The sequence below is a fragment of the Pseudomonas sp. NPDC087697 genome, assembly GCF_044743155.1.
Classification (GTDB): domain Bacteria; phylum Pseudomonadota; class Gammaproteobacteria; order Pseudomonadales; family Pseudomonadaceae; genus Aquipseudomonas.
Window position 1 is genome coordinate 24235 of sequence record NZ_JBIUVW010000025.1, and the last position, 26323, is coordinate 50557.

The 26323-nt window shown below is 59.7% G+C and carries 21 protein-coding genes; 8 read left to right on the forward strand and 13 right to left on the reverse strand.

Going from position 1 to position 26323, the window contains the following annotated elements; genetic code table 11:
* Nucleotides 1-24 precede the first annotated feature (24 nt).
* The 3 genes from ACIPIN_RS17575 (at nt 25) to fba (ending at nt 1933) form a co-directional block, all read left to right on the forward strand.
* On the forward strand, nt 25-246 hold the full coding sequence (locus ACIPIN_RS17575) for a hypothetical protein (RefSeq protein WP_401120528.1): 222 nt from the start codon (nt 25-27) through the stop codon (nt 244-246).
* Between the two features lie 59 nt (nt 247-305).
* Nucleotides 306-638 carry an MliC family protein gene (locus ACIPIN_RS17580; RefSeq protein ID WP_401120530.1) on the forward strand — a complete coding sequence of 111 codons (333 nt, stop codon included), beginning with the start codon at nt 306-308 and terminating at the stop codon, nt 636-638.
* Nucleotides 639-868: 230 nt separating this feature from the next.
* A complete protein-coding gene (fba, locus tag ACIPIN_RS17585; protein ID WP_020295332.1) occupies nt 869-1933 on the forward strand; it encodes a class II fructose-bisphosphate aldolase in 1065 nt (354 codons plus the stop codon).
* A 99-nt stretch (nt 1934-2032) separates the two neighbouring features.
* Here the strand turns inward: fba and ACIPIN_RS17590 are convergent, their stop codons facing one another.
* Both ACIPIN_RS17590 and ACIPIN_RS17595 read right to left on the reverse strand, forming a co-directional pair.
* On the reverse strand, nt 2033-2857 hold the full coding sequence (locus tag ACIPIN_RS17590) for an aspartyl/asparaginyl beta-hydroxylase domain-containing protein (RefSeq protein ID WP_401120531.1): 825 nt from the start codon (nt 2855-2857) through the stop codon (nt 2033-2035).
* A gap of 196 nt (nt 2858-3053) precedes the next feature.
* The gene (locus ACIPIN_RS17595; RefSeq protein WP_401120532.1) at nt 3054-3347 is read right to left on the reverse strand and encodes a fructose-bisphosphate aldolase; all 294 of its coding nucleotides are present in this window, start codon (nt 3345-3347) and stop codon (nt 3054-3056) included.
* A gap of 829 nt (nt 3348-4176) precedes the next feature.
* On the opposite strand from ACIPIN_RS17595, the gene ACIPIN_RS17600 reads away from it, so the two are divergent.
* The 3 genes from ACIPIN_RS17600 to ACIPIN_RS17610 are packed head-to-tail and all read left to right on the forward strand — an operon-like array spanning nt 4177 to nt 7183.
* The gene (locus ACIPIN_RS17600; protein ID WP_401120534.1) at nt 4177-6300 is read left to right on the forward strand and encodes a putative bifunctional diguanylate cyclase/phosphodiesterase; all 2124 of its coding nucleotides are present in this window, start codon (nt 4177-4179) and stop codon (nt 6298-6300) included.
* Nucleotides 6301-6342: 42 nt separating this feature from the next.
* The gene (locus tag ACIPIN_RS17605; protein ID WP_401120535.1) at nt 6343-6834 is read left to right on the forward strand and encodes a M48 family metallopeptidase; all 492 of its coding nucleotides are present in this window, start codon (nt 6343-6345) and stop codon (nt 6832-6834) included.
* Between the two features lie 52 nt (nt 6835-6886).
* A complete protein-coding gene (locus tag ACIPIN_RS17610; RefSeq protein WP_401120536.1) occupies nt 6887-7183 on the forward strand; it encodes a helix-turn-helix domain-containing protein in 297 nt (98 codons plus the stop codon).
* A 108-nt stretch (nt 7184-7291) separates the two neighbouring features.
* On the opposite strand, the gene ACIPIN_RS17615 is transcribed toward ACIPIN_RS17610, so the two are convergent.
* Nucleotides 7292-7744, reverse strand: a complete 453-nt coding sequence (locus ACIPIN_RS17615; protein WP_401120537.1) for a GNAT family N-acetyltransferase — start codon at nt 7742-7744, stop codon at nt 7292-7294.
* A 265-nt stretch (nt 7745-8009) separates the two neighbouring features.
* Here ACIPIN_RS17615 and ACIPIN_RS17620 point away from each other — a divergent pair, with 265 nt between their 5' ends.
* Nucleotides 8010-8747, forward strand: coding sequence for a substrate-binding periplasmic protein (locus ACIPIN_RS17620; protein WP_401120539.1), 738 nt, complete (start codon nt 8010-8012; stop codon nt 8745-8747).
* Between the two features lie 151 nt (nt 8748-8898).
* On the opposite strand, the gene yccS is transcribed toward ACIPIN_RS17620, so the two are convergent.
* The 10 genes from yccS to betI form a co-directional block, all read right to left on the reverse strand.
* The gene (gene yccS / locus ACIPIN_RS17625) at nt 8899-11082 is read right to left on the reverse strand and encodes a YccS family putative transporter (protein ID WP_401120540.1); all 2184 of its coding nucleotides are present in this window, start codon (nt 11080-11082) and stop codon (nt 8899-8901) included.
* Nucleotides 11083-11331: 249 nt separating this feature from the next.
* Nucleotides 11332-12510, reverse strand: a complete 1179-nt coding sequence (locus tag ACIPIN_RS17630; RefSeq protein WP_401120541.1) for an NAD(P)/FAD-dependent oxidoreductase — start codon at nt 12508-12510, stop codon at nt 11332-11334.
* A 145-nt stretch (nt 12511-12655) separates the two neighbouring features.
* Nucleotides 12656-13993 carry an ATP-dependent RNA helicase DbpA gene (dbpA, locus tag ACIPIN_RS17635; RefSeq protein WP_401120584.1) on the reverse strand — a complete coding sequence of 446 codons (1338 nt, stop codon included), beginning with the start codon at nt 13991-13993 and terminating at the stop codon, nt 12656-12658.
* Between the two features lie 230 nt (nt 13994-14223).
* Complete coding sequence (mdtD, locus tag ACIPIN_RS17640; protein ID WP_401120542.1) at nt 14224-15651, reverse strand: multidrug transporter subunit MdtD; 1428 nt, start codon at nt 15649-15651, stop codon at nt 14224-14226.
* Between the two features lie 191 nt (nt 15652-15842).
* Nucleotides 15843-17180 carry a TldD/PmbA family protein gene (locus ACIPIN_RS17645; protein ID WP_401120543.1) on the reverse strand — a complete coding sequence of 446 codons (1338 nt, stop codon included), beginning with the start codon at nt 17178-17180 and terminating at the stop codon, nt 15843-15845.
* A complete protein-coding gene (locus ACIPIN_RS17650) occupies nt 17180-18622 on the reverse strand; it encodes a TldD/PmbA family protein (protein WP_401120544.1) in 1443 nt (480 codons plus the stop codon). Before ACIPIN_RS17650 ends, ACIPIN_RS17645 begins: the two co-directional genes overlap by 1 nt.
* A gap of 142 nt (nt 18623-18764) precedes the next feature.
* Nucleotides 18765-19460 carry an RraA family protein gene (locus ACIPIN_RS17655; RefSeq protein ID WP_401120545.1) on the reverse strand — a complete coding sequence of 232 codons (696 nt, stop codon included), beginning with the start codon at nt 19458-19460 and terminating at the stop codon, nt 18765-18767.
* A gap of 276 nt (nt 19461-19736) precedes the next feature.
* Nucleotides 19737-21440, reverse strand: coding sequence for a choline dehydrogenase (betA, locus tag ACIPIN_RS17660; protein ID WP_401120547.1), 1704 nt, complete (start codon nt 21438-21440; stop codon nt 19737-19739).
* Between the two features lie 166 nt (nt 21441-21606).
* Nucleotides 21607-23079 carry a betaine-aldehyde dehydrogenase gene (betB, locus tag ACIPIN_RS17665; protein ID WP_401120549.1) on the reverse strand — a complete coding sequence of 491 codons (1473 nt, stop codon included), beginning with the start codon at nt 23077-23079 and terminating at the stop codon, nt 21607-21609.
* Between the two features lie 106 nt (nt 23080-23185).
* A complete protein-coding gene (betI, locus tag ACIPIN_RS17670) occupies nt 23186-23779 on the reverse strand; it encodes a transcriptional regulator BetI (protein WP_401120551.1) in 594 nt (197 codons plus the stop codon).
* Between the two features lie 482 nt (nt 23780-24261).
* On the opposite strand from betI, the gene ACIPIN_RS17675 reads away from it, so the two are divergent.
* Nucleotides 24262-26202 (forward strand): BCCT family transporter, encoded by a 1941-nt coding sequence (locus tag ACIPIN_RS17675; RefSeq protein WP_401120585.1) that lies wholly within the window; start codon nt 24262-24264, stop codon nt 26200-26202.
* Nucleotides 26203-26323: the final 121 nt, after the last annotated feature.

A 26323-nucleotide genomic window follows, 5' to 3' on the forward strand; every position in this document is an offset into this window, starting at 1 on the left:
TTGGCCAGGCAAAGGAGTGTTTACATGGTCAAGACGTTAGCGACATTGATCGCTGCGGGTGTGCTGGCCGGCTGCGGGAGTACCCCGAAAGCCGCGCCGGAACACGAAACCGGCGCGCCAGACAAGGGCTGTTACCAGGCCGACTGGCAAGCGGAAACCAACCCCGTGATCAACAAGCGCTCCGGGCCGGATGGCCTGGATAAATACGAGACGCGGACCCCGGCCAAGGAACATGGTTGCCCCTGACCGGTCTGACTCACTAACTCCCAGTGCTGGTGGCGTGTGCCGCCAGCCGAGGAACATTGATGAAAGGCTTGATAGCCGTGGCGTCGCTGGCATTGCTTGCCGGTTGCGCCAATATGAACCCGTTTGTGTCATCGCCCGCCAAGTCCGATAACTGGACGAACTGGGTCTGTGACAGCCAGGCACAAGTGCACTGGCGCTACACCGACACCACGAAAAACACAGTGGATGTGCGGCTTAGCGACGATCAGGTTCATCGCTTGAAGCTTGAGCCTGCGGGTTCAGGTTCGCTGTACAGCGACGACCAGCTGGCGTTTCACGTAAAAGGTGAGGAGGGCCTGGTGTACTGGGTCGCCACCAACGATTTGATCGGCCGGGGCTGCAAGGCTAAATGATTAAAAGGCCTGCGCTAAACCTGTAGGAGCCGAGCTTGCTCGCGATAGCGATCTGACCGTCAACCAAGATGTTGAATGTGATGACCCTATCGCGAGCAAGCTTTGCTCCTACAGGAGATATACCGAATTCGCAGACCGGCCTTACCCCCGATCTGCAATAACTTGAATAGCAGCCGCCGCTACGGCAGGCTTGCACGATTAACGACCCTCAACCGGGAGAGACACACACAATGGCACTTATCAGCATGCGCCAGATGCTGGACCACGCAGCCGAGTTCGGCTACGGCGTTCCAGCTTTCAACGTCAACAACCTTGAGCAGATGCGCGCCATCATGGAAGCCGCTGACAAGACTGACTCCCCGGTGATCGTCCAGGCTTCGGCCGGCGCCCGTAAATACGCTGGCGCACCATTCCTGCGTCACCTGATTTTGGCGGCGATCGAAGAATTCCCGCACATCCCGGTGTGCATGCACCAGGACCATGGCACCAGCCCTGACGTCTGCCAGCGCTCGATCCAACTGGGCTTCAGCTCGGTGATGATGGACGGTTCCCTGGGTGAAGACGGCAAGACCCCGACCGACTACGACTACAACGTCCGTGTGACCCAACAAACCGTGGCCATGGCTCACGCCTGCGGCGTATCGGTAGAAGGCGAGCTGGGCTGCCTGGGTTCGCTGGAAACCGGTATGGCCGGTGAAGAAGACGGCATCGGCGCCGAAGGCGTTCTGGATCACAGCCAAATGTTGACCGACCCGGAAGAAGCCGCTGACTTCGTCAAGCGCACTCAGGTCGATGCCCTGGCTATCGCCATCGGCACCAGCCACGGCGCCTACAAGTTCACCAAGCCGCCTACCGGCGACGTGCTGGCCATCGACCGCATCAAAGAAATCCACAAACGCATCCCGAACACCCACCTGGTGATGCACGGTTCTTCTTCGGTACCGCAAGAGTGGCTGGCGATCATCAACCAGTACGGCGGCGACATCAAAGAAACCTACGGCGTACCGGTTGAAGAAATCGTCGAAGGCATCAAGCACGGCGTGCGCAAGGTCAACATCGACACCGACCTGCGCCTGGCGTCCACCGGTGCGATGCGTCGCCTGATGGCCACCAACCCGAGCGAATTCGACCCACGTAAATTCTTCGGCGCTACCGTCACTGCCATGCGTGATGTGTGCATCGCACGTTATGAAGCGTTCGGTACTGCCGGTAATGCTTCGAAGATCAAACCTGTTTCGTTGGAAGCGATGTTCCAGCGTTATCTGAAGGGTGAGTTGAACGCCAAGGTTAACTAAGCCTGAGCGTTAAACAGCACTAACAAAAAACCCGCCGTGAGGCGGGTTTTTTGTTGGGTGAGAGTGATGGGGTAACTAAGTATTTTCCGTTTTTTACGCTTACTGAATAAGTTTCCAGTTTTTGTAAAAGAACCGGCGCAAGGCGAAGGCTGCTCCCGCAAACGAAGCGACGATGCCGTTCAGGATAAAAGAGGCCCAGGACGGGCGCAGTATGTCGAGAAACAGGCAGTAGCGCTTAGCGTCGTTCTTGTTGAAGGAGGCGTGCAGCAGGGTGTCGTCAAAGATGAACAGCGGATCGTCGTGCCAGTAGTGCTTTTGCTTCCTGACTTGAATGTACACGCCGTCATGATGGGCGGCCGGCATGATGTTGTAGAGCACGCGGTACATCATGCGCAATGGCCCGAAGTGAAAGGACGTTGACTGGTTTTCATTGAAAACCGATACGCCGATGGTCTTTATATAAGGCAACTTCTTCTGAAGTGCGGGGATGTTGAGTTCGGTATCGATCTTGCGGCCATACCATTGGAAGAACAACATGCCACGCTTTTTCTGGGCCATGCGCGCATCGAGGAATTCAATGATCTCTTCCTTGTGAGCCATGGCGGTTTCAATCACGTAGTTGATGTCGTGCTGATGGCTTTCGGGAAGGTCGCGCAACTTGTAAACATAACGGCTTGGCTTGCACAGCAGATCGAAAAAAGTATTCAGAGGCGCGAGCAACCATGTGTTACGGCCGCCACCTATAAAATACTTTTTGACGATTTCTATATCGAATATGCCATTGCGCAGGAAGTCATATATACCGCAAATACAAAGCACAATAAGAAACCAAAGGGTTGCCACCGGGAAACAATAAATAATGGCTGCAATACCGAGAATGGTTATTGCCGAGACTGCTTTCTTGCGGATGACTCGAGTGTTCATGAAACTCAGTTCCCCTGAGGCAGTGCGGGTATTTAGCTTAAAAATACCTATAGGCTCAACAAGATATTTGCCATCATAAGAATTTTCCCTGTAATGAAGTGTAATAAATATTTCCTATTTGTAAAGACTTCTTAAAAAGGAAAAGGGGGGCAGACTCATTGAGTCTGCCCCCCGTTTGATCCTGAAAGCCAGGCTCTCAGCCCGTTACTGGCTCGTCAAACCCACGCTGCTCAATCACCGCAAATACATCGGTAATGTCCTGGACCATCAAGCGCGCAACATTGGTGACGGTGTTGATGTCGCGCTCGGCGTAGTCGGGCAGGCTGGTGCATGCCATGAGGGTGAGGTAACTGAGGACGGCGTGCAGGCGTTCGCTGACGCAGGCGTGGAGTTCGCGCAGCGGTGCGTGGCTGTCGATGAGCAGGACGGGGTAGTCGGTGGCGATTTGGGTGAAGGGGGTGAAGCGGCGGGGCGGGTTTTGAGTGGTCATTGGGTGCATCCTCTTGTTTAAAGAATGATTGCCACCGTTCGCTGCGAAACAAATTGGGTGGCAGCTGTACGCGGGTTCGCAGACCGAGCAACAAGAGAACTCGGCAGACCTGAAGGTCTCCCACATACAGCCGCCATAAAGCACCATGCGAGCAAGAGGTTGCCAGCATAACTTTTTGGGACGGATGTAGCTCATGTTGATAGGGCTGCGAAACCCTGCCGCTGAGTAATGCCAGCGACGCAGTGACTGTAAGCGGCGATTTTGGCGGCTGCAACCGGGGTGTAGGACGGCGCTGCGACCATTGTGGCGAGGGAGCTTGCTCCCGTTCGGCGGCGCAGCCGTCGTAAACCGGGTGGTCTGGAGTGTCTGAGGAAATGAGGTGGCAGGGTTTGGGGCTGCTTCGCAGCCCAGCGGGAGCAAGTTCCCTCACCACAATGGGGTCATCCCTACGGGGTTTGCGGACGTCAAGATCAAGAGATCGCAGCCTGCGGCAGCTCCTACGTCGGTAGCGTGCACCCGAAGCTCCCCGTAGGAGCTGCCGCAGGCTGCGATCTTTCAGCGGTCGACACGCCTTTAGCTCACGTAATCGTGGAAAGGTATTTGTTAATGCCCGCCTGGCAAATGATTGGCGTCAGCCTTCTGTCGAAATGCCACCTTTACCGGTTCTCGTGGCCTGCAGAGTCGACCGTTAGTCGGGAGCCCGGGCTTTGGCTCGGTGATGGCTCGATGACACCTACTGCTTTCGCAGATCCCGGTCTAGAGTGACCTCTCAGTATTTGTCCGGTTTTATTCGACGGTACCGGCCTGACGTCCTAACAAGAGAAGCAGCATGGAATGCGCGCAACCCAAGCCAGGTGAAGGCAGCTCAGTTCTTTTAATAGTGGATGATTACCCTGAAAACCTGATCAGCATGCGCGCGTTGTTGCAACGCCAGGACTGGCAGGTAATGACCGCGGCTTCCGGCTTTGAGGCCTTGAGTCTGTTACTCGAACATGAAATCGACCTGGTGCTGCTGGATGTGCAGATGCCAGGGATGGACGGTTTTGAAGTGGCGCGTTTGATGCGCGGCAGCCAACGCACTCGTTTGACCCCGATCATATTCCTCACCGCCAACGAACAGTCCCAGGACGCCGTGATCAAGGGCTATGCCAGTGGCGCGGTGGATTACCTGTTCAAACCGTTTGACCCACAAATCCTCAAACCCAAAGTCCAGGCCCTGCTTGAACACCAGCGCAATCGCCGAGCCTTGCAGCGGCTGAGCCAGGATCTGGAAGCCGCGCGCGCCTTCAATGCCTCGGTGCTGGATAACGCCGCCGAAGGGATTCTGGTGGTGGGCGAGGATGGTTTGATCCGCTTCGCAAACCCGGCCATGTCCCGCCTGCTCAATGCGACAGTGACTGAGTTGCAAGGTGCGGAGTTCGTCGACTTCCTGCAAAAACCGCACGTGCCGGTGTGGGCAGATTCTGACATTTATGCCGGTTATCAACGGGGTGAAACCTGGCGCGTGCACGACGCACTCCTGCGCACCGCGCCCGGCCAGCAAGTGCCGGTGGCGCTGTCCTGTGCGCCGCTTCCATCTGAACAGAAGGCCATGGTGGTGACCGTGCTCGACATGTCGGTGGTCTGCCATCTGCATCAGCAACTGGAGTTTCAAGCCGTCACGGATCCGCTGACCGGCCTGCTCAACCGCCGTGGTTTTTACCAGACCGTGGAAAATCTGCTGTTGCGCGGTGACCGTTCCGACAGCACGTGGGTCTTGTTGTACCTGGACCTCGATGGCTTCAAACGGGTCAATGATTCGCTGGGCCACGATGCCGGCGACCGGGTGCTGCGTTGGGTGTCCGAGCAGTTGAAGGCCTGTTTGCGGCCGTTCGACATTCTGGCGCGGATGGGCGGCGATGAGTTCACTGCGTTGCTCGACCTGGAGTTCCCCGAACAAGCGGCGAAGATTGCCGAAAAGCTCATCGAGCGCATATCGATCTGTCAGGAAATTGAAGGGCTGGATGTGGCTCTGGGGGCGAGCATCGGTATTGCTACTTATCCCGATTGTGGCTCCAACCTCGACGGTTTGTTGCGCGCGTCCGATATCGCGATGTACGAAGCCAAGCGAGCCGGACGTCAGCAGTATCGTTTCTACGACCATGAGATGAATGGTCGCGCGCGCTCGCGGCTGATGCTCGAAGAAAGCGTGCGCACGGCCATCGAAAACAAGGATTTCAACCTGGTGTATCAGCCCCAGGTGGCGATTGCCGACGGTCGCGTGCGCGGGTTTGAAGCCTTGTTGCGCTGGCAGCATCCGAGTGTCGGTGATGTTCCGCCGGGGTTGTTTTTTCCGTTGCTGGAAGAGGCGCGGCTGATCAGTCGTCTCGGCAGCTGGATTTACCATCACAGTGCCAGGCAGCGAAAGGTCTGGGAAAACCTGTTTGCCGAAGATCTGGTGCTCGGTGTGAGCTTAAGCAGCACCCAGTTCGGTATGTCGAACCTGGTCACCGAGTTGCGTCAGGTGCTGGAGCGCCACGACTTGCAGCCGCATCAGCTGGAAGTTGAAATCACCGAAGAGGCGTTGATACAAAATGTTGAAGAGTCGCGCAAACAGCTGCGTCTGTTGCGTCACCTCGGAGTACGGGTAGCGCTTGATGACTTTGGTTCGGGGCCGTGCTCGTTGGCCCATTTGCGCGATCTGGAGTTGGACACGCTCAAGCTCGACCGCCACCTGATTGCCCGGATACTCGATTCTCCACGGGATGCGGCGCTGGCTCGCAGCGTCATCGAGTTGTGCAAGCAATTCGGGATGCTGGTGATCGCCGAAGGCGTGGAGACCGTTGCACAGTATCAATGGCTTGAGGCCAACGGTTGCCAGTACGTGCAGGGTTTTCTGGTGGCGCGGCCGTTGATGGCCGAGGATGCCGATGACTTTGCGCAGCCGTTTGACTGGAGCGCGCTGACGGCCTGAATTCGCTACACTGGCGGCCTTTCGTCACTCTGTTGTTGGCTCATGACCGCGCTCAAGTACCTCCAGGCTTACCCCGCTGCCTTGCAAGAGCAAGTGCGCCAGCTGATCGATCAGGATCGGCTGGGCGACTATCTGAGCCAACGTTACCCGGACAAGCACGCGGTGCAGAGTGACAAGGCGCTGTACAGCTACGCGCTGGAGTTGAAACAGGAATACCTGCGCAATGCGCCGGCCATCGACAAGGTGCTGTTCGACAGCCGCCTCGACCTGACCCATCGTGCCCTCGGTCTGCACACCGCGATATCGCGGGTGCAGGGCGGCAAGCTCAAGGCCAAGAAAGAAATTCGCATCGCATCGTTATTCAAGGACGCCGCGCCGCAGTTTCTGAAGATGATCGTGGTGCACGAACTGGCGCATTTCAAAGAGTCCGATCACAACAAGGCTTTCTACAAGCTGTGCGAGCATATGCTGCCGGGCTATCACCAGTTGGAATTCGATTTGCGGGTGTACCTGACGTGGCGGGATATGCAATAGAAGATCAAAGGATCGTCCGAAGGCTGCGATCTTTTAAACATGGAGCAGGTGAATGGACGTCAGCAAGACCAAAAGCAGCTTCTACCGTCGCCTGTACGTGGCGTACCTGATCGATAGCGGCCAGGCCAGTAACGTCCCGGCGTTGACCGAGATGACCGGCATGCCCCGGCGCACGGCGCAGGACACCATCGCTGCATTGGCAGACCTGGATATTGTGTGCGAGTTCGAGCAGGAAGAGGGCGGCCGCAACCATGCAGGGCGCTATCGGATTTTGAGTTGGGGCGCGATTGACCCGCGCTGGATCGAGCAGCATTTGCCGCAAATCAAAGCGGTGCTGGATTACCCCTGAACGTTTGCGGTGTCGCAACTGATGCCATCGCGAGCAAGCTCGCTCCCACAGTGGATCTTCGTCGTGTCGTAGATCAGTGTGGGAGCGAGCCTGCTCGCGATAGGGCCCTTACGGACGACGCATCCCGATATGCGCAATATCGTCCTCAAGATATTCCTCCCCCACCACGACAAACCCGTAGCGCCCGTAATACCCCTGCAAATGCGCCTGTGCCGACAGATAGATTGGCAGTTCCGGCCAATACTTCTCGGCCTGTTTGAGCGCATGCTCCATCAGTTCATGCCCCAGGCCCTGGCCCCGTGCATGAGGTGCAATCACCACTCGGCCGATGACCACGTCGCCGCCCTGTGAAATCGGGTCGAGCAAACGCAGGTAAGCCACCAACCGGTCCCCGTCCCAAGCCATCAAATGGCAGGTGTCACCGTCCAGGTCCAGTCCATCGACTTCCTGATAAGCGCATTTCTGTTCAACGACAAACACTTCCGTGCGCAACTGCAAAATGGCGTACAACTGCTCTTTGCCCAGATCGCTGTGGTGTTTGCAGACCCAATCAATTGTCATCTTCACTTTCCTTGAACAACGTCGCTCCGATACTAAGCGTCCTGCCGCTGGATGTCTTGCGGCAGAAAAATCTGTGATAAAGGCCAAAATGCCATCATTCATTTCTCGCAGCCTTGTCTTCTTTGTGTAATCTGCTTTGTAGCGGTTTGTTGTGGCTTCAATGAGCTACTGTTAGGACCGGGGTTGTGGCCGTGATTCGGCACACCGGCCTTTGAGTTTTGGCTAAAAACACGCTGGGCTGCCCGCCCGCTAAGGATTTTTTAGCATGCCGCGATTGCATCTAGCCTTTGCTTTGATTGGGTTGCTATTGCTGAGCCAGACCGCCACAGCAGAAAAACTGCGGCTGGTGGCCGATGCCTGGCCACCCTTTACCGATGCCACGCTGGTCAATGGCGGGGTGGCGACTGACATTGTCAGTACCGCGCTGGCGCGGGCAGGGTATGCCAGTGATTTCGAACAGGTGCCTTGGGCCAGAGCCTTGCTGGGGGTGGGCGAAGGGCGTTATGACGTGCTGGTCAATGCCTGGTTCAACGAAGAACGCACCCACATCGGGCAGTTCTCCAGCGAGTATTTGCTCAACCGGATACGTTTCATCAAGCGCAAAGATGCGCCAATCGAATACAACAACTTGCAGCAACTGCACACCTATCCGATTGCTGTGGTGCGTGGCTACGCCTATTCGCCCGAGTTTGATGGTGACGCCGCCTTGCAGAAAGTCCAGGTGCACAGCTTCGCCATGGCGGTGCGCATGCTCGCCGCTGACCGGGTGAAGCTGACCCTGGAAGATGAATACGTCGCCCGTTATTACCTGGCACGCGAATCATCCAAGGTGCGCAATGCCGTGGAGTTCCTGCCCAATCCTCTAAGCGAAAACAGCCTGCACATTCTGGTCAGCCTGAAGAACCCCGACCATGACAAAATTGTCGCCGGTTTCGACCGCGAGATTGCAGCGATGAAGGCTGATGGCAGTTATGAGCGATTGCTCCAGCAGCATGGGATGTGAGAATCCGGGTTTTGTGGTGTGGCGGATGGCCTCTTCGCGAGCAAGCCCGCTCCCACACTGGATCTGTGTCAGGCACAGAACCTCTGTACGCCGCCGAACCCCTGTGGGAGCGGGCTTGCTCGCGAAGGGGCCCGGACAGTCACCACAGATCTCAATCCTGACTCGTATCCTTGATCAAATGCGCCGCCAGCGTGCGCAACGGCCCGAGCTGCCGGCAGATCAACGCCAGTTGTGTTTGCACCAGACGCTGACCTTCGTCGATCTCGTCGGGCATTTGTTCGAGCCCGGCGGCCAGGGTTTCTTCTTCGTCACTCTGAATCGCAATCGACTGTTTGCTCGCCAACCCTTGGGCGATTTCGTCAATGCTGGCCGCCAGGCTGACGCCGGCACCGTCGATCAGCTGTTCACGAACTTCGGCGGGTAGCTGGATTTCGCGGTGTGCGCCGAGGCCCGAGAGGTAGCTGAGCAAGGTGTGGGAAAGCACCAGAAAACGGAAACCCACATCGGCTTCCTTACGGAAATGCCCCGGTTCCATGAGCATGTTGGCCAGCGTGGTCGACAGCGCCGCATCGGCGTTGTGCGCATTACGCCGGGCCAGCCGATAGGCCAGGTCATCACTTTTACCGGCGGCGTATTGCTGCATGATTTGCCGCAGGTAAGTGCTGTTGCAGGTCAGGGTATTGGCCAGCACTTTGTTCAGCCTGCGGCCCTGCCAGTCCGGCAGGAACAGGAGCACCGCCAGCCCCGCAATCAGGCCGCCGAGCAAGGTATCGAGCAGCCTTGGCAGGAACAGCCCGTAGCCGTCACCAACCTGGTTGAAGCAGAACAGGATCATCAAGGTGATCGCCGCTGTCGCCAGGGTGTAGCGGGTGGTGCGGTTGATAAAGAACACCACCCCGGCGGCAATCGCGAAACACGATTGCACCAGCGGGTTGGGGAACAGATCGAACAGCGCCCAGGCCAGGGTCAGACCAATAGCGGTGCCAAGGATCCGCTGACCGAGTTTGCGCCGCGTGGCGCCGTAGTTCGGTTGGCAGACAAACAGCGTGGTGAGGATGATCCAGTAGCCTTGCGACGGGTGAATCAAATGCACCATGCCGTAGCCGATGGTCAGGGCCAGAGGCAAGCGCAGGGCATGCCGAAACAGCAACGAGGTCGGTGTCAGCTGCGTGCGCAGACGCGTCCAGACGTCCTTGAGGTTGCGCGGAGAACGGTCGAGCAGGCTGCTGTCGGTAGCGTCGGCCAGGCTGTCGGGGTTGCTCGCGTCGCTGAGCAAGCGGTCAAGCGTGCCGAGGTTGGCCGCCAGCGCGCGCAACGAGCGCAGCAAGCCGCGCCAGGCCGGGTTGCTCTGGATGCGCAGGTGTTCAAGAGAGGCGTGCAGGTCGCTGAGAGCTTCGGCGAAGCTGTCGTCATAGACGAACGGCTGACGCATCTGGATCGACTCGGCCAGCGCCCGGCAGGCTTTGCCTTGCTGGCGCAGCAGGCGTTGGCAGCGGAACAAAACGTCGCTGTGGAAGAAGGCGTCGGCCAGGGCGTTGTACGGATAGTGCGAAGAACTGGCGCGTTCGTGGATGTCCTGGGCGAGGAAATACAGCTTCAGGTAGCGGCTGACTTTCGAGCCCGGCCGACCATTGCCGACCCGGTGCAGAATGATTTCCTTGGCGGCGTTGAGCGCTGCCACCACCCGACCATTCTGCTGCGCCAACTCCAGCCGTCGGGCTTCGACGTCCATCTGGCGGATCGGCTCGAACAGCGACGATTTGAGCTTCAGGTAAAACCCCAGCTCGCGGAACAACCGCGCCAGGCTCTGCTGCACCGGTTGGTTGGAAAACAGCGCTTGCCACAGCACCGAGAGCAAGCCGTACCACGCGGCGCCGGCCACCAGCAACACCGGTTCATGCCAGAAGTCGGTGACGGCGCCGCCGCGCTGATCCACACCGATCATGGTGTACACCGACAGAATCAACGTTGCCGAGGCAATCGCGCCATAGCGTTCGCCCAAGGCGCCGAGCATGGTGAGGCCGAAACTGGCCAGTGCCAGGGCGAACACGAAAATGTATGGGTAGGGGAATAACAGCTCGACCGAGAACGCGGCAACGCTGAAGCACACCAGCGTCACGGCCAATGCATTGAGCCGGCCCTGCCAACTGTCGTCGGTCTCGGCCAGGGCGCTGGCGATAATCCCCAGGAACAGCGGGATCAGCAGGCCCATTTCATTCTGGTACCAACACAGCACCATGGTGCCGGTCAGGGCGATGAACACCCGCACGCTGTAGCTGAATTTATCCAGCGCCCAAAGGCGCCGCAGAGACTGACGAAACGAGGTCGATGGCATGAAATGCGGAGGCCTTCCGGGGCAATGCAGCTAAATTGAGCCAGTAATGACGACGACGCAATGGCGCCGATCACATCTGACAGCAAAAAGTGTTCCTTCCTTGTACAAGTGCAATCTGCAAATCACCATAGATCCAATGTGGGAGCGGGCTTGCTCGCGAAAGCGGTGTGTCAGGCAACTTGATGCCAACTGACACTCCCTCTTCGCGAGCAAGCCCGCTCCCACCTTTATTTTGTGTACACCCTTTAGTTAGACGTACTGCGCCGCTGCGTAACCCGAAGCCCAGGCCCATTGGAAGTTGAAACCGCCCAGGTGCCCGGTGACGTCCAGTACTTCGCCGATGAAGTACAGGCCGGGGCTTTTCAGCGATTCCATGGTCTTGGACGAGACTTCATGGGTGTCGACACCGCCGAGCGTGACTTCGGCGGTGCGGTAGCCTTCGGTGCCGGCCGGGACCAGTGTCCAGCTCGCAAGTTTTGCGGCGATATCGGCCAGCTCGGCGTGGGTGTACTGCTTCATCGGTTTGGAGACGAACCAGCTGTCGGCCAGCAGGTTGGCCATCTTCTTGGTGAAGATTTCGCCCAACAGGGTTTTCAGCTCGCTGTTCGGGCGCTCGGCTTGCTGCTGTTGCAGCCAGCTTGGCACATCGTGGTCCGGCATCAGGTTGATCTCGACCGCATCGCCGGATTGCCAGAACGAGGAAATCTGCAGAATCGCCGGGCCGCTGAGGCCACGGTGGGTGAACAGGATGTTCTCGCGAAAGCTCTGATCATTGCAGCTCACCAGACAATCCACCGATGTGCCGGACAGCTCGGTGCACAGCTCTTTGAGCTGGTCGGTGATGGTGAACGGCACCAGGCCGGCGCGGGTGGGCAGCAACTGGTGGCCGAACTGCTTGGCAACCTGATAACCGAAACCGGTGGCGCCCAGAGTCGGAATCGACAGGCCGCCGGTGGCGATGACCAGTGATTCGCAGGTCAGCTGACCCAACGTGGTTTCCAGCAGGTAACCGCTTTCGAGTTTCTCGATCTGCTGGATCGACGTGTCGAGGTGCAGGCTGACGCCGACCTGATCGCACTCGTCGAGGAGCATGCCGAGGATGTCGCTGGATTTGTTATCGCAGAATAGCTGGCCGAGTTTTTTCTCGTGGTACGGCACGCCGTGCTTGGCCACCATCCCGATGAAATCCCACTGGGTGTAGCGAGCCAGCGCGGATTTGCAGAAGTGGGCGTTTTGCGAGAGGAAATTGCTCGGTTCGGTGTACATGTTGGTGAAATTACAGCGGCCACCACCGGACATGAGGATTTTTTTGCCGGCCTTGTTCGCGTGGTCGAGCAACATCACCTTGCGCCCGCGCCCAGCGGCGGTCAGTGCACACATCAACCCAGCGGCGCCAGCGCCAATGATCACGACTTCGGTAGAGCGCAAAACGGTGTCCTCATACAAAATTCAGGGCTGGCGCACCCCCCGTAGGAGCAAGGCTTGCCCGCGATCAAGGCGCTGCGGTCTAACGGGTAGATCGCGTTATCGTTCATCGCGAGCAAGCTTTGCTCCTACGGGGTGATGGTGTTGCTTACAGGATGCGTACGCGCAGCGAGCGGCCTTTGATCTTGCCGTCGCTCAAGCGCTGCACTGCTTGCTTGGCGATCCCGCGTTCCACGGCCACATAGGCCTGGTAGTCGAAGATCGCGATCTTGCCGACCTGAGCGCCTGGAACACCGGCATCGCCGGTCAGTGCGCCAAGGATGTCGCCAGGGCGAACCTTGTCTTTACGGCCAGCGCCGATGCACAAGGTGCTCATGGCCGGCAGCAGCGGCGCGCCGCCCTGGGAGGTCAGGTTGTCCAGTTGATCCCAGCTCAGCGGCGACTTCTGCAGTTGCTCGATGGCTTGGGCGCGATGGGCTTCGGACGGCGCTACCAGGCTGATGGCGATACCTTTCTCACCGGCACGACCAGTACGGCCAACGCGGTGAATGTGGATTTCCGAGTCGCGGGCCAGTTCGACGTTGACCACCATGTCCAGTGCATCGATGTCCAGGCCACGGGCGGCGACGTCGGTGGCAACCAGTACCGAAGTACTGCGGTTGGCGAACATCGCCAGCACCTGGTCGCGATCACGCTGTTCCAGGTCACCGTGCAGGCCAACGGCCGAGATGCCTTTGGCGGTCAGGTGGTCGACGGTTTCCTGCACTTGCTGCTTGGTGAAGCAGAACGCGACGGTGGATTGCGGACGGAAATGCGCGAGGACTTTGACCACCGCGTCCATGCGCTCTTCCGGCGAAATCTCGTAGAAACGCTGCTCGATCTGCGTGTCGTCGTGGAACGCCTCGGCCTTCACTTGCTGCGGATTGCGCATGAACTTCGACGCCAGCTGCTTGATGCCCACCGGGTAAGTGGCGGAGAACAGCAGGGTCTGGCGACGCTCCGGGGACTGGGCGATGATTTCTTCGATGGAATCGTAGAAACCCATGTCGAGCATGCGGTCGGCTTCGTCGAGGATCAGCGTGTTCAGGCCATGGAGCACCAGCGAACCCTTGCGCAGGTGTTGCTGGATGCGCCCCGGGGTGCCGACGATGATGTGCGCGCCGTGCTCCAGCGAGCCGATCTGCGGACCGAACGAGACGCCGCCACACAGGGTCAGCACCTTGATGTTGTCTTCGGCGCGGGCCAGGCGACGGATTTCCTTGGCGACCTGGTCGGCCAGCTCACGAGTCGGGCAGATGACCAGCGCCTGGCAGCCGAAGAAACGCGGATTGATCGGGTTCAGCAGGCCGATACCGAAGGCGGCGGTTTTGCCGCTGCCGGTCTTGGCCTGGGCGATCAGGTCCATCCCTTTGAGGATCACCGGCAAGCTTTGCGCCTGGATCGGCGTCATCTGGGCATAACCGAGGGAGTCGAGGTTAGCCAGCATGGCGGCGGACAGCGGCAAAGTATTAAAAGCGGTGGCGATGGTGGTCACGGGACTGGCCTGCAAAACAAAATGTCGCGCAGTGTACCAGCCCCGCGCTCTCCACCTGCAAATTCTGGACGAATAGTCGTAGCAGCTGCCGAGGTAGGAGGCTGCGTTGGGCTACGAAGTAGCCCCCGAGGGCGGTCCTGCGGACACGCAACGCAGCCTCGTGCCTCGGCAGCTGCTACAGGTCAGTGCTCTATATCGTGCTCGCGGCTGACCATCCGTCGACCATCCTTTGGCGAAAGCTGCAAAAAGATTGCCGCCGCCAGCATCGCCATGACGCCGACAGTGACAAACGTCAGCTGAAACGCGCCTAACACCGTGCCCACGCCATCATTGCCAACCTCTGCCGTGAAGCCACCGAGCAGGGCGCCGGCGCAGGCAACGCCGAGGCTCAGCGACAACTGCGCGACCACCGACAGCAGGCTGTTACCACTGCTGGCGCTGGCGTCGTCGAGGTCGATCAGGGTTACGGTGTTCATCGCGGTGAACTGCAAGGAGTTGATCGCACCGAGTATCGCCAGTAGCACCAGCAGCAACCAATAAGGCGTCTGCTCGCTGACCAGGCCCATGCTCGCGAGCATGATCCCCAACGCCAGGGTGTTGCCGGTGAGCACGATACGGTAACCCAGGCGTTCGATCAGTGGTCGCGCGATCGACTTGGCGAACATCGCTGCTGCCGCCAACGGCAACATGCTCATCCCCGCCAGGGACGGCGAGTAGCCCAATGCGACCTGTAACAGCAACGGCACCAGAAACGGCAGGGCGCCGCTGCCCAGCCGGGCGAACAGGTTGCCAAGAATCCCGACGGCAAAGGTCCGGGTCTTGAACAGTGCCGGCGCGAACAACGGATTGTCGATATGCCCGGCCCGCAGCCAATAAGCCGCCAGGCACGCCATGCCGCCGAACAACAGCAACATCACCCGCAAATGCGGCAGGTGCAGCTCGCCCAGACCTTCCATGGCAATAGTGATCAGCACCATCGCCGCGCCGAACAGCAGGAAACCCAAGCCATCGAAGCGGGTGCGTTCAGAGCCACGCAGGTCCGGGATGAATTTCCACACCGCGTAGCAACCGACCAGCCCGACCGGCAGGTTAATCAGGAAGATCCAGTGCCAGGTCAGGTATTGCACCATCCAGCCGCCCATGGTCGGGCCGATCAACGGCCCGAGCAGGCCGGGAATGGTGATGAAGCCCATGATCCGCACCAGTTCCGAACGCGGATAAGCGCGCAGAACTACCAGTCGCCCGACCGGTAGCATCAACGCGCCGCCCAGTCCCTGAATCACCCGGGCGCCGACCAGCATGCTCAAGGTGCTGGAGAGCGCACAGAGCAAGGAGCCGAGGCTGAACAACAGAATCGCGCCGAAGAAGATTTTCCGGGTGCCGAAGCGGTCGGCGATCCAGCCCGACGCCGGAATCAGCAAGGCGACCGTGAGCATGTAGGCAATGATCACACCCTGCATGCGCAGCGGGTCTTCGGCCAGGTCGCGGGCCATGGCGGGCAGGGCGGTGTTGAGAATGGTCCCGTCGAGGGACTGCATGAAGAACGCAATCGCCACCACCCAGGGGACCCAACGGGCGGTGATTGCGTCAAGAGCCGGGCGGTTGGGCATGGGACCTCTTGGTGGTGTGAAGAAACTATCCGCGAGAACAGTGACGATCCCGTAGCAGCTGCCGCAGGCTGCGTTCGAGGACGAAGCCCTCGCAAATTCAACCGACGCATTCTTTCCGAAGAAACGCGATTGCAGGTTTTACGACTGCTTCGCAGCCGAACGCAGGCTTCGCCAGCTGCTACGGATTGGGTTTACAGCGTCAAGGTGAGGCGGCTGACCAGCGCCCCCGGCAACAACGCCGAAGCCGTCGCCCGCTGGCTGTAGGTGCTGGCCGACAAGATAAGCTCGCGCTCACTCGTCAGCGCTTCCAGCTGCGAACCGAGCAGGCTGTAGGCGCTGTCATCGAAACGCATGGTGCTGACCGGTGCCTGAATCTCGCCGTTCTCGACCCAGAAGGTCGCGAAACGGGTCATGCCGGTCAGGCGTGCGGCGGGTTGATCCGAGTAGTTCAGGTACCACAGATTGCTGATGTACAAGCCAGTGCCGAGCTGCTTGAGAATCTCGGCTTCCGGTAATGCACCGGCGGCCATGTTCAAGGCGCTTGGCGACTCACCGCCGCTGGCGCCGTTGGCGGTCAGGCCGTATTCGGCGGCGCTGCGCGAACCCACCAACCGCTCGCCAGCCTTGCCCGCAACGATCAAGCCGAGATCGCTGCGCGGGTAACCTTCGCTGGAAAACGCCGGGCTCAGGGAACCACTGACTTTTTCATCCAGCGAGAGCAGCGGGCTGAATGCACTATCGCCTGCGTAGAGCTTTTGCAGCGGGCTGCTTTTGCTGGCAATCGACTGCGCGGAGAAACCACCCCAGCAGAGCATGCCGACGATCTCTTCCAGCGCCGCCGGCGCCAGATAGGCGCGGTACTGACCCGGCGCCAAGGTGCGCAGTGGCCGTCCCAGAAACTCCAACTGCTCTCGGGCTTGCTGGAAGCGTTTGGCGAAGCCTTCGCTGTTCCAGTCGTGCCCGGCGTAGCTGGCTTTCACCGCTTGGCCGTTGGCGTGGAACAGGCTGAAGTCGAAATTGAAGCTGTTGGCCTGATGCCAGCCGAAGGCACCGGACGAACTGGCGAAACCCCGGCTGATGGGGCCGGCGGCGTAGAAGCCGACCAGATCGAGACCTTCGGCGGCGCGGGCGATCTCGGCGACCACCTGTTCGGTATCCGGCAACGGGTGATCCTGCACATTCTTGCTCTGCCAGCCTGTGTGGTTGAGCAGCAGATACGGATCCTGCGGCAACAACGGCAGAGTCTCGCGCAGCTGTTGCAGACCTTCGGCCAAGCGCTGAAGGTCGACCTCGGGATCACCGGCGAGGGTGATGCTCAGGTCCGCATGCCGACCGTCATTGATCAGTTTGAAACCCAGGCTGGCCTGCTGGACCTGGCCAGCCTGACGCACTTTGGCGTGGTTGAAGCGCACGAAGGCCGACGATTCGGCGGCGTAGCTCAAGGTGAACTGCTCAGGTTCGCGCACCGCACTGCGCAACCAGGCCACCAGTCCTTTGAATTGCTCGACCTGACTCAATACCGTCGCCATCAGGCGTCTCCCCCAAACACGTCAATGTTGCTGAATACGCAGGCCGGCGAAGCATGGCCGACGCGGATCACCTGGTTCGGCTCGCCCTTGCCGCAGTTGGGTGTGCCCAGCACCTTGAAGGTGCTGAGGTCGCCCACGGCACTGAGGTTGCGCCAGAACTGCGCGGAGATGCCCCGGTAGTTGGGGTTCTTCACCACGCCCTTGAGTTCGCCGTTTTCAATCAACTGACCCCACTCGCAACCGAACTGGAATTTATTACGCGCATCGTCAATTGACCATGAGCGGTTAGTCGACATCAGCACGCCGTGTTCGATGCCGCTGATCAACTGTTCGAGCGGCTGGTCGCCAGGCTCGATGTTGAGGTTGGCCATGCGGTCGATGGGTGGACGGTTCCAGCCGCAGGCGCGGCTGTTGGCGACGCCGTCGAGGCCTGCGCGAAATTGCGACAGCGCGCCGCCCAGTGGACGGATCAGCAAGCCTTCGCGGATCAGGAACTGTTTGCTCGCGGCGGTGCCGTCGTCGTCATGGCCGTAGCTGGCGAGTTGCTCGGGAATGTCCGGGTCAAAGGTCACGTTGAGCAGTTTGGAGCCGTATTGCAGGCTGCCGAAGTCGCTGGTTTTGACGAAGCTGGTGCCGGCGTAATTGCGCTCGTCACCGAGGATGCGGTCCAGTTCCAGCGGGTGGCCGATGGACTCGTGGATCTGCAGCATCATCTGGTCCGGCATCAGCAGCAGGTCGCGTTTGCCTTGCGGGGTGTTCGGTGCCAGCAGCAATTGCAGCGCCTGATCGGCGACTGTCGGCCCGGCGCCGATCAGTCCGCAACGGCTGATCACGTCCGCGCCGCCTTGCTGACCGAAGTTTTCGCGGCCCAGGCTGCGGGTCTGGCTGTCGTTGCCGTCGTAGGCGGTGACATCCAGCCCTGGGTAAACGAAGCGTTGCGCCTGACGCAGTTCGGCGCCAGCACTGTTGAGGTAGATCTGCTCAACGTGAGTGATGCCGATGCTGACCTGCCAGTTCACCAGTCGCTCGTCCTTGGGCACGGCGGCGGATTCGGCGCCGAGCAGTTGGTAGCAATCGCTGAGGGACGGGAAAGGTTGTGCAAGGTTTGGTGACAGGTAATCGGCGCGCTCGCTGGAAACCGCTTGCTGGCGCAGGTCGAGCAGGGCGTGGGCGGCGATCGAGCGGGCCTGTTGTTCGGCGCGGTCGAGGGCGGCCTGCAGGCCTGATGGCGAAAGGTCGTTGGTCGCGGCGTAGGCTTCGACGCCATTGACCCGTGCGGTCAGCATCGCGCCTTCGTCACGGCTCAGGTGTGGCGGCTCGGCAACGTTCTTGCGCACCGACAGGTACTGGCCAGACTCGCGCACATAGCGCAGCGAAAAGAATTCAGCGCCCGTGCGCAAGGCAGCGAAACGCTGCTTGAGCTGGGGGTGGAAATCGAACATTGGAGAACCTCCTTGTGAGTGGCTGCGACCTCGAGGGCCTCATCGCGGGCAAGCCTTGCTCCTACGGTTTTGTGGTTAATCACACATCTGTGATTCAACCCGAACCCGTAGGAGCAAGGCTTGCCCGCGATGCTTTTGGCGGTTAAACCGGGCAACCCTTGGCGCGCAGGATGGCATCGAAACGATCCGGGTCCAGCGTTCCGGCTTCGATAGCCGCAAGCGTAGCCTTTTCCCGCGCCAGCAGGTCGTGGCATCGCACCAACAGTTCCGGCAGTTCGCTGCGCGATGCAGCCACCACGCCGTCACCGTCGCCAATCATCAGGTCGCCAGGGGCAACCAGCATGCCGGCACAGGAAATCGGTACGTTGATTTCGCCGCCACCGTCGGTGCTCGGGCCACGGTGTACGCCGCCGATGGCGTAGGCCGGCAGTTCACCGGTTTGCCACTCGTCGAGGTCACGCAGGGCGCCATTGATCACCACGCCGACGATCCCGGCCTTGAGGGCCATGGCGCGCATGATGCCGCCGAACACGGCGCGAGTCAGGTCGGCACTGCCGTCGATCACCAGTACGTCGCCGGGGCGAGCCATCTGCATGGCCTTGAGGATCATCAGGTTGTCGCCGGGACGTACGCGAACAGTCAGCGCACTGCCCAGCATCGGCGTATTGCCGTGGAAGGCTTTCAAACCCAGACCACCGACGTTGCGGCCCAGGCAGTCGCTGACGGCGGCGGCGGGGATCTTGCTGAATTCTTTCAGCCACTTCGGGTCGAGGGGTTCAACGTTTGGATTGATCAGGTAGCCGGTGGGCCATTTGCTCGAAGACACGACATCAAACATGAGTAAGCCTCGTGGCCAGCCAGGTGGCGGCTTGTCGATGGGGGCGGGAGGTGAAACGTTTGCGCGGTGACTAGATTAGGCCTGCGCGGGGGGTGGGATCAAGGGTGAAGCGGTGTGGGGAGGGTGTAAGGCAGGGAGAGGTGTGTTGTTTGGTAGAAAGCCATCGCGAGCAAGCTCGCTCCCACATTTGATTTCCAGTGTTCACAAAATCTGTGTTCACTGCCGATCCTGTGTGGGAGCGAGCTTGCTCGCGATGGGCGCACCGCGGTGTAGCGGTTACTGCGCGGTCGGGGCCACTTCACGCAGTGGCTTGCCACGTACTGGGGCGTCGCCCGCCACGTAGTACTTGGCCTTGCTGCGTGGCAGCGGCTTGCGACCACGGATCTTGTCGGCGATTTTCTCGGCCATCATGATCGTGGGTGCGTTCAGGTTACCGGTGGTGATCAACGGCATGATCGAGGCATCGACTACACGCAGGCCCTGCATCCCGTGGACGCGACCCTGGCCATCGACCACGGCCATTTCGTCGGTGCCCATTTTGCACGAGCAGGACGGGTGGAACGCGGTTTCGGCGTGTTCACGAATGAACTTGTCGAGTTGCTCGTCGGTTTGCACTTCGATACCTGGGCTCAGCTCGCGACCACGGAAGGCGTCGAGTGCCGGCTGCTGCATGATTTCACGGGTCAGGCGGATGCCGTCACGGAACTCCTGCCAGTCTTGCTCGGTGGCCATGTAGTTGAACAGGATGCTCGGGTACTGGCGCGGATCCTTGGATTTAACCTGGATGCGGCCACGGCTTGGCGAGCGCATGGAACCCATGTGCGCCTGGAAACCGTGCTCTTTCACACCGTTGCTGCCGTTGTAGTTAATCGCTACCGGCAAGAAGTGGTACTGAATGTTCGGCCATTCGAAGTCCGGACGCGTACGGATAAAACCGCCGGCTTCGAATTGGTTGCTGGCGCCGATACCGGTGCCGTTGAACATCCACTCGGCACCAATGGCCGGCTGGTTTTGCCAGAGCAGCGACGGGTACAGCGAAACCGGCTGGGTGCACGCGTATTGCAGGTACAGCTCCAGGTGGTCTTGCAGGTTCTCGCCGACGCCTGGCAGGTCGTGAACTACTGGAATGTCGAGGCTTTCGAGCAGCTTGGCCGGGCCGACGCCGGAGCGTTGCAGGATTTGCGGCGATGCGATCGCGCCGCTGCACAGCAACACTTCTTTGCGTGCTCGGGCTTCAACGCGCTCTTCAGCGCTGCCCACCAGGTAACGTACGCCGACCGCACGCTTGCCTTCGAACAGAATCTTGTCGGTCAGGGCGTGGGTGACGATGTTCAGGGTCGAACGCTTTTTGGCGATGTCCAGGTAGCCGCGTGCGGTGCTGGAGCGACGGCCTTTAGGCGTCACGGTACGGTCCATCGGACCGAAACCTTCTTGCTGGTAGCCGTTCAGGTCGGAGGTCGCCGGGTAACCGGCCTGCACGCCTGCTTCAACCATCGCGTGGAACAGCGGGTTGTTACCGGCTTTAGGAGTGGTCACGCTGACCGGGCCTTCGCCACCGTGGTAGTCGTTCGGGCCGATGTCACGGGTTTCCGCTTTGCGGAAGTACGGCAGGCAGTCCAGGTAGGTCCAGTCTTCCAGGCCAGGGTTTTTCGCCCAGCCGTCGTAGTCCATGGCGTTACCGCGGATGTAGCACATACCGTTGATCAGCGAGGAACCGCCCAGGCCCTTGCCGCGACCGCATTCCATCCGGCGGCCGTCCATGTGTGGCTCTGGATCGGTTTCGTAGGCCCAGTTGTAGCGACGGCCTTGCAGCGGGAACGCCAGTGCGGCAGGCATTTGTGTGCGGAAGTCGAAACGGTAGTCCGGGCCGCCGGCTTCGAGCAGCAGGACGGTGACGCCTTCGTCTTCAGTCAGACGGGTCGCCAGGGTGTTACCGGCAGAGCCGGCCCCGATGATGATGTAGTCGTATTCCTGGGACATTGAATGCACCCTCTTTGAATGGTGGCAGGTCGAAAGTGCCTTGAGGCCTTGCGAGTGCTTCGCACTCGATCGCGGGCAAGCCTTGCTCCTACAGGAATAACTCAGGCCCTGTAGGAGCAAGGCTTGCCCGCGATGACGGCTTCACAGGCGACGCAACTGTGTCGTCTTAGAACACCGAGGCGTAATCGCCCAGCTCGACCTGTACCGATTTGATGCGGGTGAAGTTGTTCAGCGAGCTGATACCGTTTTCACGGCCCACGCCCGACTGCTTGTAGCCGCCGACCGGCATCTTGGCGTCGGACTCGCCCCAGGCGTTGATCCAGCAGATACCGGCTTCCAGTTGATGAATCACACGGTGAGCGCGGTTCAGGTCCTTGGTGACGACGCCAGCGGCCAAGCCGAACTCGGTGTCGTTGGCGCGGCGGATCACTTCTTCTTCGGTTTCATAGGTGAGGATGCTCATCACCGGGCCAAAGATTTCTTCACGAACGATGGTCATGTCATCGGTGCAGTCGGTGAACACGGTGGGTGCCACGAATGCGCCTTTGGCGAATTCGCCTTCGGTCAGACGGCTGCCGCCGCACAAGACGCGAGCACCTTCTTCTTTACCTTTGGCGATGTAACCCAGCACGCTTTCCATGTGGGCGAAGCTGACCAGAGGACCGAAGTTGGTGTTTTCGTCTTCCGGGTTGCCCACGCGGATGCGTGCAACGCGCTCAACGATCTTCGCTTCGAAAGCCGCTTTCAGGTGGCTCGGTACGAACACGCGAGTGCCGTTGGTGCAGACCTGACCGGAGCTGTAGAAGTTGGCCATCATCGCGGTGTCGGCGGCGCGATCCAGATCGGCGTCGTCGAAAATGATCAGTGGGGATTTGCCGCCCAGTTCCATGGTCACGTCTTTCAAGGACGAGCCGGAAGCGCTGGCCATGACCTTCTTGCCGGTGTCGGTGCCGCCGGTGAAGGAGATCTTTTCGATGCGTGGGTGCTCGGTCAGCCAGGTGCCAACTTCACGGCCGCTGCCGGTCAGAACGTTGAACACGCCCGCTGGCAGGCCCGCTTCGGTGTAGATTTCAGCCAGTTTCAGGGTAGTCAGGGAAGTGACTTCGCTTGGCTTGAAGATCATCGCGTTACCGGCCGCCAGGGCTGGAGCGGATTTCCACAGCGCGATCTGGATCGGGTAGTTCCACGCGCCGATACCGGCCACGATGCCCAGTGGCTCGCGACGGGTGTAAACGAACGAAGTGGTACGCAGCGGGATTTGCTCGCCTTCGATGGCGGGAACCAGGCCTGCGTAGTATTCCAGTACGTCAGCGCCGGTGACGATGTCGACGTAACGGGTTTCGGAGTACGACTTGCCGGTGTCGAGGGTTTCCAGTGCGGCCAGTTCATCGTTGCGCTCGCGCAGGATTTCAACGGCACGGCGCAGGATGCGCGAACGCTCCATGGCGGTCATCGCGGCCCAGACTTTCTGGCCTTTTTCGGCGCTGACGACGGCACGTTCGACATCGGCGAAGGTTGCACGTTGCACTTTGGCGAGAACTTCACCGTTGGCCGGGTTGATGGCTTCGAAGGTGGCGTCGCCGCTGGCGTCGGAGTAACCGCCGTCGATGTAAAGTTTTTGCAGTTCGAAACGGGCCATAGAGTCCTCGCAAGTGCATAAGTTGTTGGCGTTAACCACTGGGCGTGCCGTAAAGCCTGGGCACGCTGATCAGTAGCCGTTCAGGGGCCGAGCGGTTATGTGTGCTCTAGCGCTCCTGCTTAGCCAGTTGGAAATCCATATATTCGTAAGCGATCCGTTGCGCCTGCTCGGTGTCGAAAGCGTCTCCCGACAGCGCGCCGCGCAACCACAAACCGTCAATCAGGGCTGCCAGCCCGCGTGCTGCGCTGCGTGCTTGTTCAAGCGGCAGCGCTCGGCGGAACTCGCAGCACAGGTTGGAATACAGGCGGTGATCGTTGATCCGCTGCAACCTGTGTAAAGACGGGTGGTGCATGCTGGTTGCCCAGAAGGCCAACCAGGTTTTCATTGCCGGGCCATTGACCTGGCTGGCGTCGAAGTTGCCTTCGATAATCACCTGAAGATGAGCCCGTGGGCTGTTATCTCCCAGCGCCTGGCGGCGCGCGGTGACGTTCTCGCTGAGGACGCTCATCAGATACCGCATCGTGGCGGCGATCAGGCCATTCTTGTCCTGAAAATAGTGACTGATGATGCCATTCGAGACACCGGCCAAACGGGCGATCAGCGCAATGCTGGCGTCCCCCATTCCGACCTGATCGACCGCCTGCAATGTGGCTTCGATCAACTGCTGGCGGCGTATGGGTTGCATACCGACCTTGGGCATCTTGCACATCTCCTTAGGCCTTCCGGTGGACGAAAAACGGCTACCGGATTGAGGGCCAGTCTATTTTGTTTTGATTGAACGTTCAATCAACAAAGAATAAGATCTGCGACAAATCGTCGCTGCCTACAGGTTTTTCCTACATGTAGTTGGCGGAAAAACGACATCCGAAAATGCTCGAAACCCACACGGGGCATGCTGCGAACCGATTTCAATGGACGCGTTGAATGGGCAAGACGCTCAGGGTCATGTGCTGTGTCATGTACGCGCACGCGATCTTCGAGGTCGGTTTTCAACGCTGCTGCCGCGGTTTCGGGCTTTTTTCGGGGTGTCTTTATATCACCCACCGTTCGGCTGCCAACTAATCGATTGGTCGGGTACTGCTTTGCCTTGTGTCCTTCTCCCGCACTGCCTGGAGCATCTGTGCAATGAGTTCTGCCTCTCTTATAAAGACCCCACCCGATAAGGTGACGGTCAACGGTTGGGTGTTCTACACCTCGACCGCATTGATCCTGCTGCTGACTGCCATCCTCATCGCCGCGCCGCAAGAAGCCGGGAGAGTGCTGGGGATCGCTCAGGCCTGGTTGTCGCGCAGCTTCGGCTGGTACTACATGGTGGTGATCGCCGCCTATCTGGTATTCGTCGTCGGTCTGGCGTTTTCGTCCTACGGCAAGCTCAAACTGGGCAGCAAGGACGACACCCCGGACTTCAGCTATGGCGCCTGGGCCGGGATGTTGTTCTCGTCCGGTATTGGCATCTCGCTGCTGTATTTCGGGGCTTCCGAGCCTCTGGATCACTACTTCAACCCACCGGAAGGCGTGGCCGGCAGCAATTTGGCAGCACGCCAGGCGGTGCAGCTGACGTTCCTGCATTGGGGCCTGCATGGTTGGGCGATTTACGCACTGGTCGGCTTGGCGGTGGCGTACTTTGCTTACCGTCATAACCAGCCGCTGGCGCTGCGTTCGGCGCTGTATCCGCTGGTGGGCGAGCGTTGGGTCAAAGGCGCGGCCGGTCATGCGGTCGACGGCTTTGGCATGTTCGTGACCCTGCTGGGTCTGGTGACCAACCTGGGGATTGGTTCGCTGCAAGTGTCGTCGGGACTGGAAAATCTGTTCGGCATGGAGCACAGCAACACCAACCTGCTGATCGTGATCATCGTGATGAGCACCGTGGCGACCATCGCTGCCGTGTCGGGCGTGGAAAACGGCATCCGCCGTCTGTCCAACCTGAACATCGTGCTGTTCAGCGGCCTGCTGATTTTCGTGCTGCTGTTCGGCCCGACCCTGCACCTGCTCAACGGCTTCGTGCAGAACATCGGCGACTACCTGAACGGCGTGGTGCTGAAAACCTTCGACCTTTACGTGTACGAAGCCGATAACGCCAAGTCCGAGCGCTGGTTGGGTCTGTGGACGCTGTTCTACTGGGCCTGGTGGATTTCCTGGGCCCCATTCGTAGGCATGTTCATTGCGCGTATTTCTCGCGGTCGTACCGTGCGTGAACTGGTGGCTGGTGTGCTGCTGATTCCGCTGGGCTTCACCTTGGCCTGGCTGTCGATCTTCGGTAACTCGGCACTGGATCTGGTGATGAACCACGGGGCGGTGGAACTCGGGAAGACGGCGCTGGAACAGCCGTCCATGGCGATCTACCAACTGCTTGAGCACTACCCGGCGTCGAAAATCGTGATCGGCGTGTCGATCTTTGTCGGTTTCGTGTTGTTCCTGACCCCGGCCGACTCGGGCGCGGTGATGATGGCTAACCTGTCCTGCAAGGGCGGTAACGTCGATGAAGACGCCCCGCACTGGCTGCGGATCTTCTGGTCGGCGGTGATCACCCTGGTGACCATCGGCCTGCTGTTCGCCGGTAACTTCGAAGCCATGCAAACCATGGTGGTGCTGGCCGGTCTGCCGTTCTCGGTGGTGCTGGTGTTCTTCATGTTTGGCTTGCACAAGGCCATGCGCCAGGACGTGCAGATCGAGCAGGAACAAGCCGAGCTGGCGGCGCGTGGTCGTCGTGGTTTCAGCGAGCGTTTGACTCAGCTGGATCTGCAACCGAGCCAGTCGATCGTTCAGCGTTTCATGGACAAGCAAGTCAGCCCGGCGCTGGAAGATGCGGCGGTGCAACTGCGCACCCAGGGTCTGGACGTTCAGACGTTGCTGGGTAAAGCCAAGCGTTGCATGGGCGTGCGGATCGAGATGGAAGAGGGCAACCCTTTTGTCTATGAAGTGAGTCTGGACGGCTATCTGGCTGCACCGAGCGAATCGCCGGGCCCGGATGAAGCGCGTACGCGCTACTACCGCGCCGAGGTATACCTGCACAACGGCAGTCAGGAGTACGACTTGATGGGCTTCACTCAGGATCAGATCACCCGTGATGTGCTCGATCAGTTTGAAAGCCATCGGCAGCTCCTGGGCCGTGTTTATAGCTAAGACTTGAGGTCTGCGGTGTTTATAGAAACACCGCAGATCCATTGTGGGAGCGAGCTTGCTCGCGATGAGGGCATAACAGTCAGCATCCATGTTGACTGACCCACCGCTATCGCGAGCAAGC

Coding starts and splice junctions, on each gene's coding strand:
- ACIPIN_RS17575 (WP_401120528.1), top strand. CDS start 25: ATGGTCAAGACGTTAGCGACATTGATCGCTGCGGGTGTGCTGGCCGGC.
- ACIPIN_RS17580 (WP_401120530.1), top strand. CDS start 306: ATGAAAGGCTTGATAGCCGTGGCGTCGCTGGCATTGCTTGCCGGTTGC.
- fba (WP_020295332.1), top strand. CDS start 869: ATGGCACTTATCAGCATGCGCCAGATGCTGGACCACGCAGCCGAGTTC.
- ACIPIN_RS17590 (WP_401120531.1), bottom strand. CDS start 2,857: ATGAACACTCGAGTCATCCGCAAGAAAGCAGTCTCGGCAATAACCATT.
- ACIPIN_RS17595 (WP_401120532.1), bottom strand. CDS start 3,347: ATGACCACTCAAAACCCGCCCCGCCGCTTCACCCCCTTCACCCAAATC.
- ACIPIN_RS17600 (WP_401120534.1), top strand. CDS start 4,177: ATGGAATGCGCGCAACCCAAGCCAGGTGAAGGCAGCTCAGTTCTTTTA.
- ACIPIN_RS17605 (WP_401120535.1), top strand. CDS start 6,343: ATGACCGCGCTCAAGTACCTCCAGGCTTACCCCGCTGCCTTGCAAGAG.
- ACIPIN_RS17610 (WP_401120536.1), top strand. CDS start 6,887: ATGGACGTCAGCAAGACCAAAAGCAGCTTCTACCGTCGCCTGTACGTG.
- ACIPIN_RS17615 (WP_401120537.1), bottom strand. CDS start 7,744: ATGACAATTGATTGGGTCTGCAAACACCACAGCGATCTGGGCAAAGAG.
- ACIPIN_RS17620 (WP_401120539.1), top strand. CDS start 8,010: ATGCCGCGATTGCATCTAGCCTTTGCTTTGATTGGGTTGCTATTGCTG.
- yccS (WP_401120540.1), bottom strand. CDS start 11,082: ATGCCATCGACCTCGTTTCGTCAGTCTCTGCGGCGCCTTTGGGCGCTG.
- dbpA (WP_401120584.1), bottom strand. CDS start 13,993: ATGCTGGCTAACCTCGACTCCCTCGGTTATGCCCAGATGACGCCGATC.
- mdtD (WP_401120542.1), bottom strand. CDS start 15,651: ATGCCCAACCGCCCGGCTCTTGACGCAATCACCGCCCGTTGGGTCCCC.
- ACIPIN_RS17645 (WP_401120543.1), bottom strand. CDS start 17,180: ATGGCGACGGTATTGAGTCAGGTCGAGCAATTCAAAGGACTGGTGGCC.
- ACIPIN_RS17650 (WP_401120544.1), bottom strand. CDS start 18,622: ATGTTCGATTTCCACCCCCAGCTCAAGCAGCGTTTCGCTGCCTTGCGC.
- ACIPIN_RS17655 (WP_401120545.1), bottom strand. CDS start 19,460: ATGTTTGATGTCGTGTCTTCGAGCAAATGGCCCACCGGCTACCTGATC.
- betA (WP_401120547.1), bottom strand. CDS start 21,440: ATGTCCCAGGAATACGACTACATCATCATCGGGGCCGGCTCTGCCGGT.
- betB (WP_401120549.1), bottom strand. CDS start 23,079: ATGGCCCGTTTCGAACTGCAAAAACTTTACATCGACGGCGGTTACTCC.
- betI (WP_401120551.1), bottom strand. CDS start 23,779: ATGCCCAAGGTCGGTATGCAACCCATACGCCGCCAGCAGTTGATCGAA.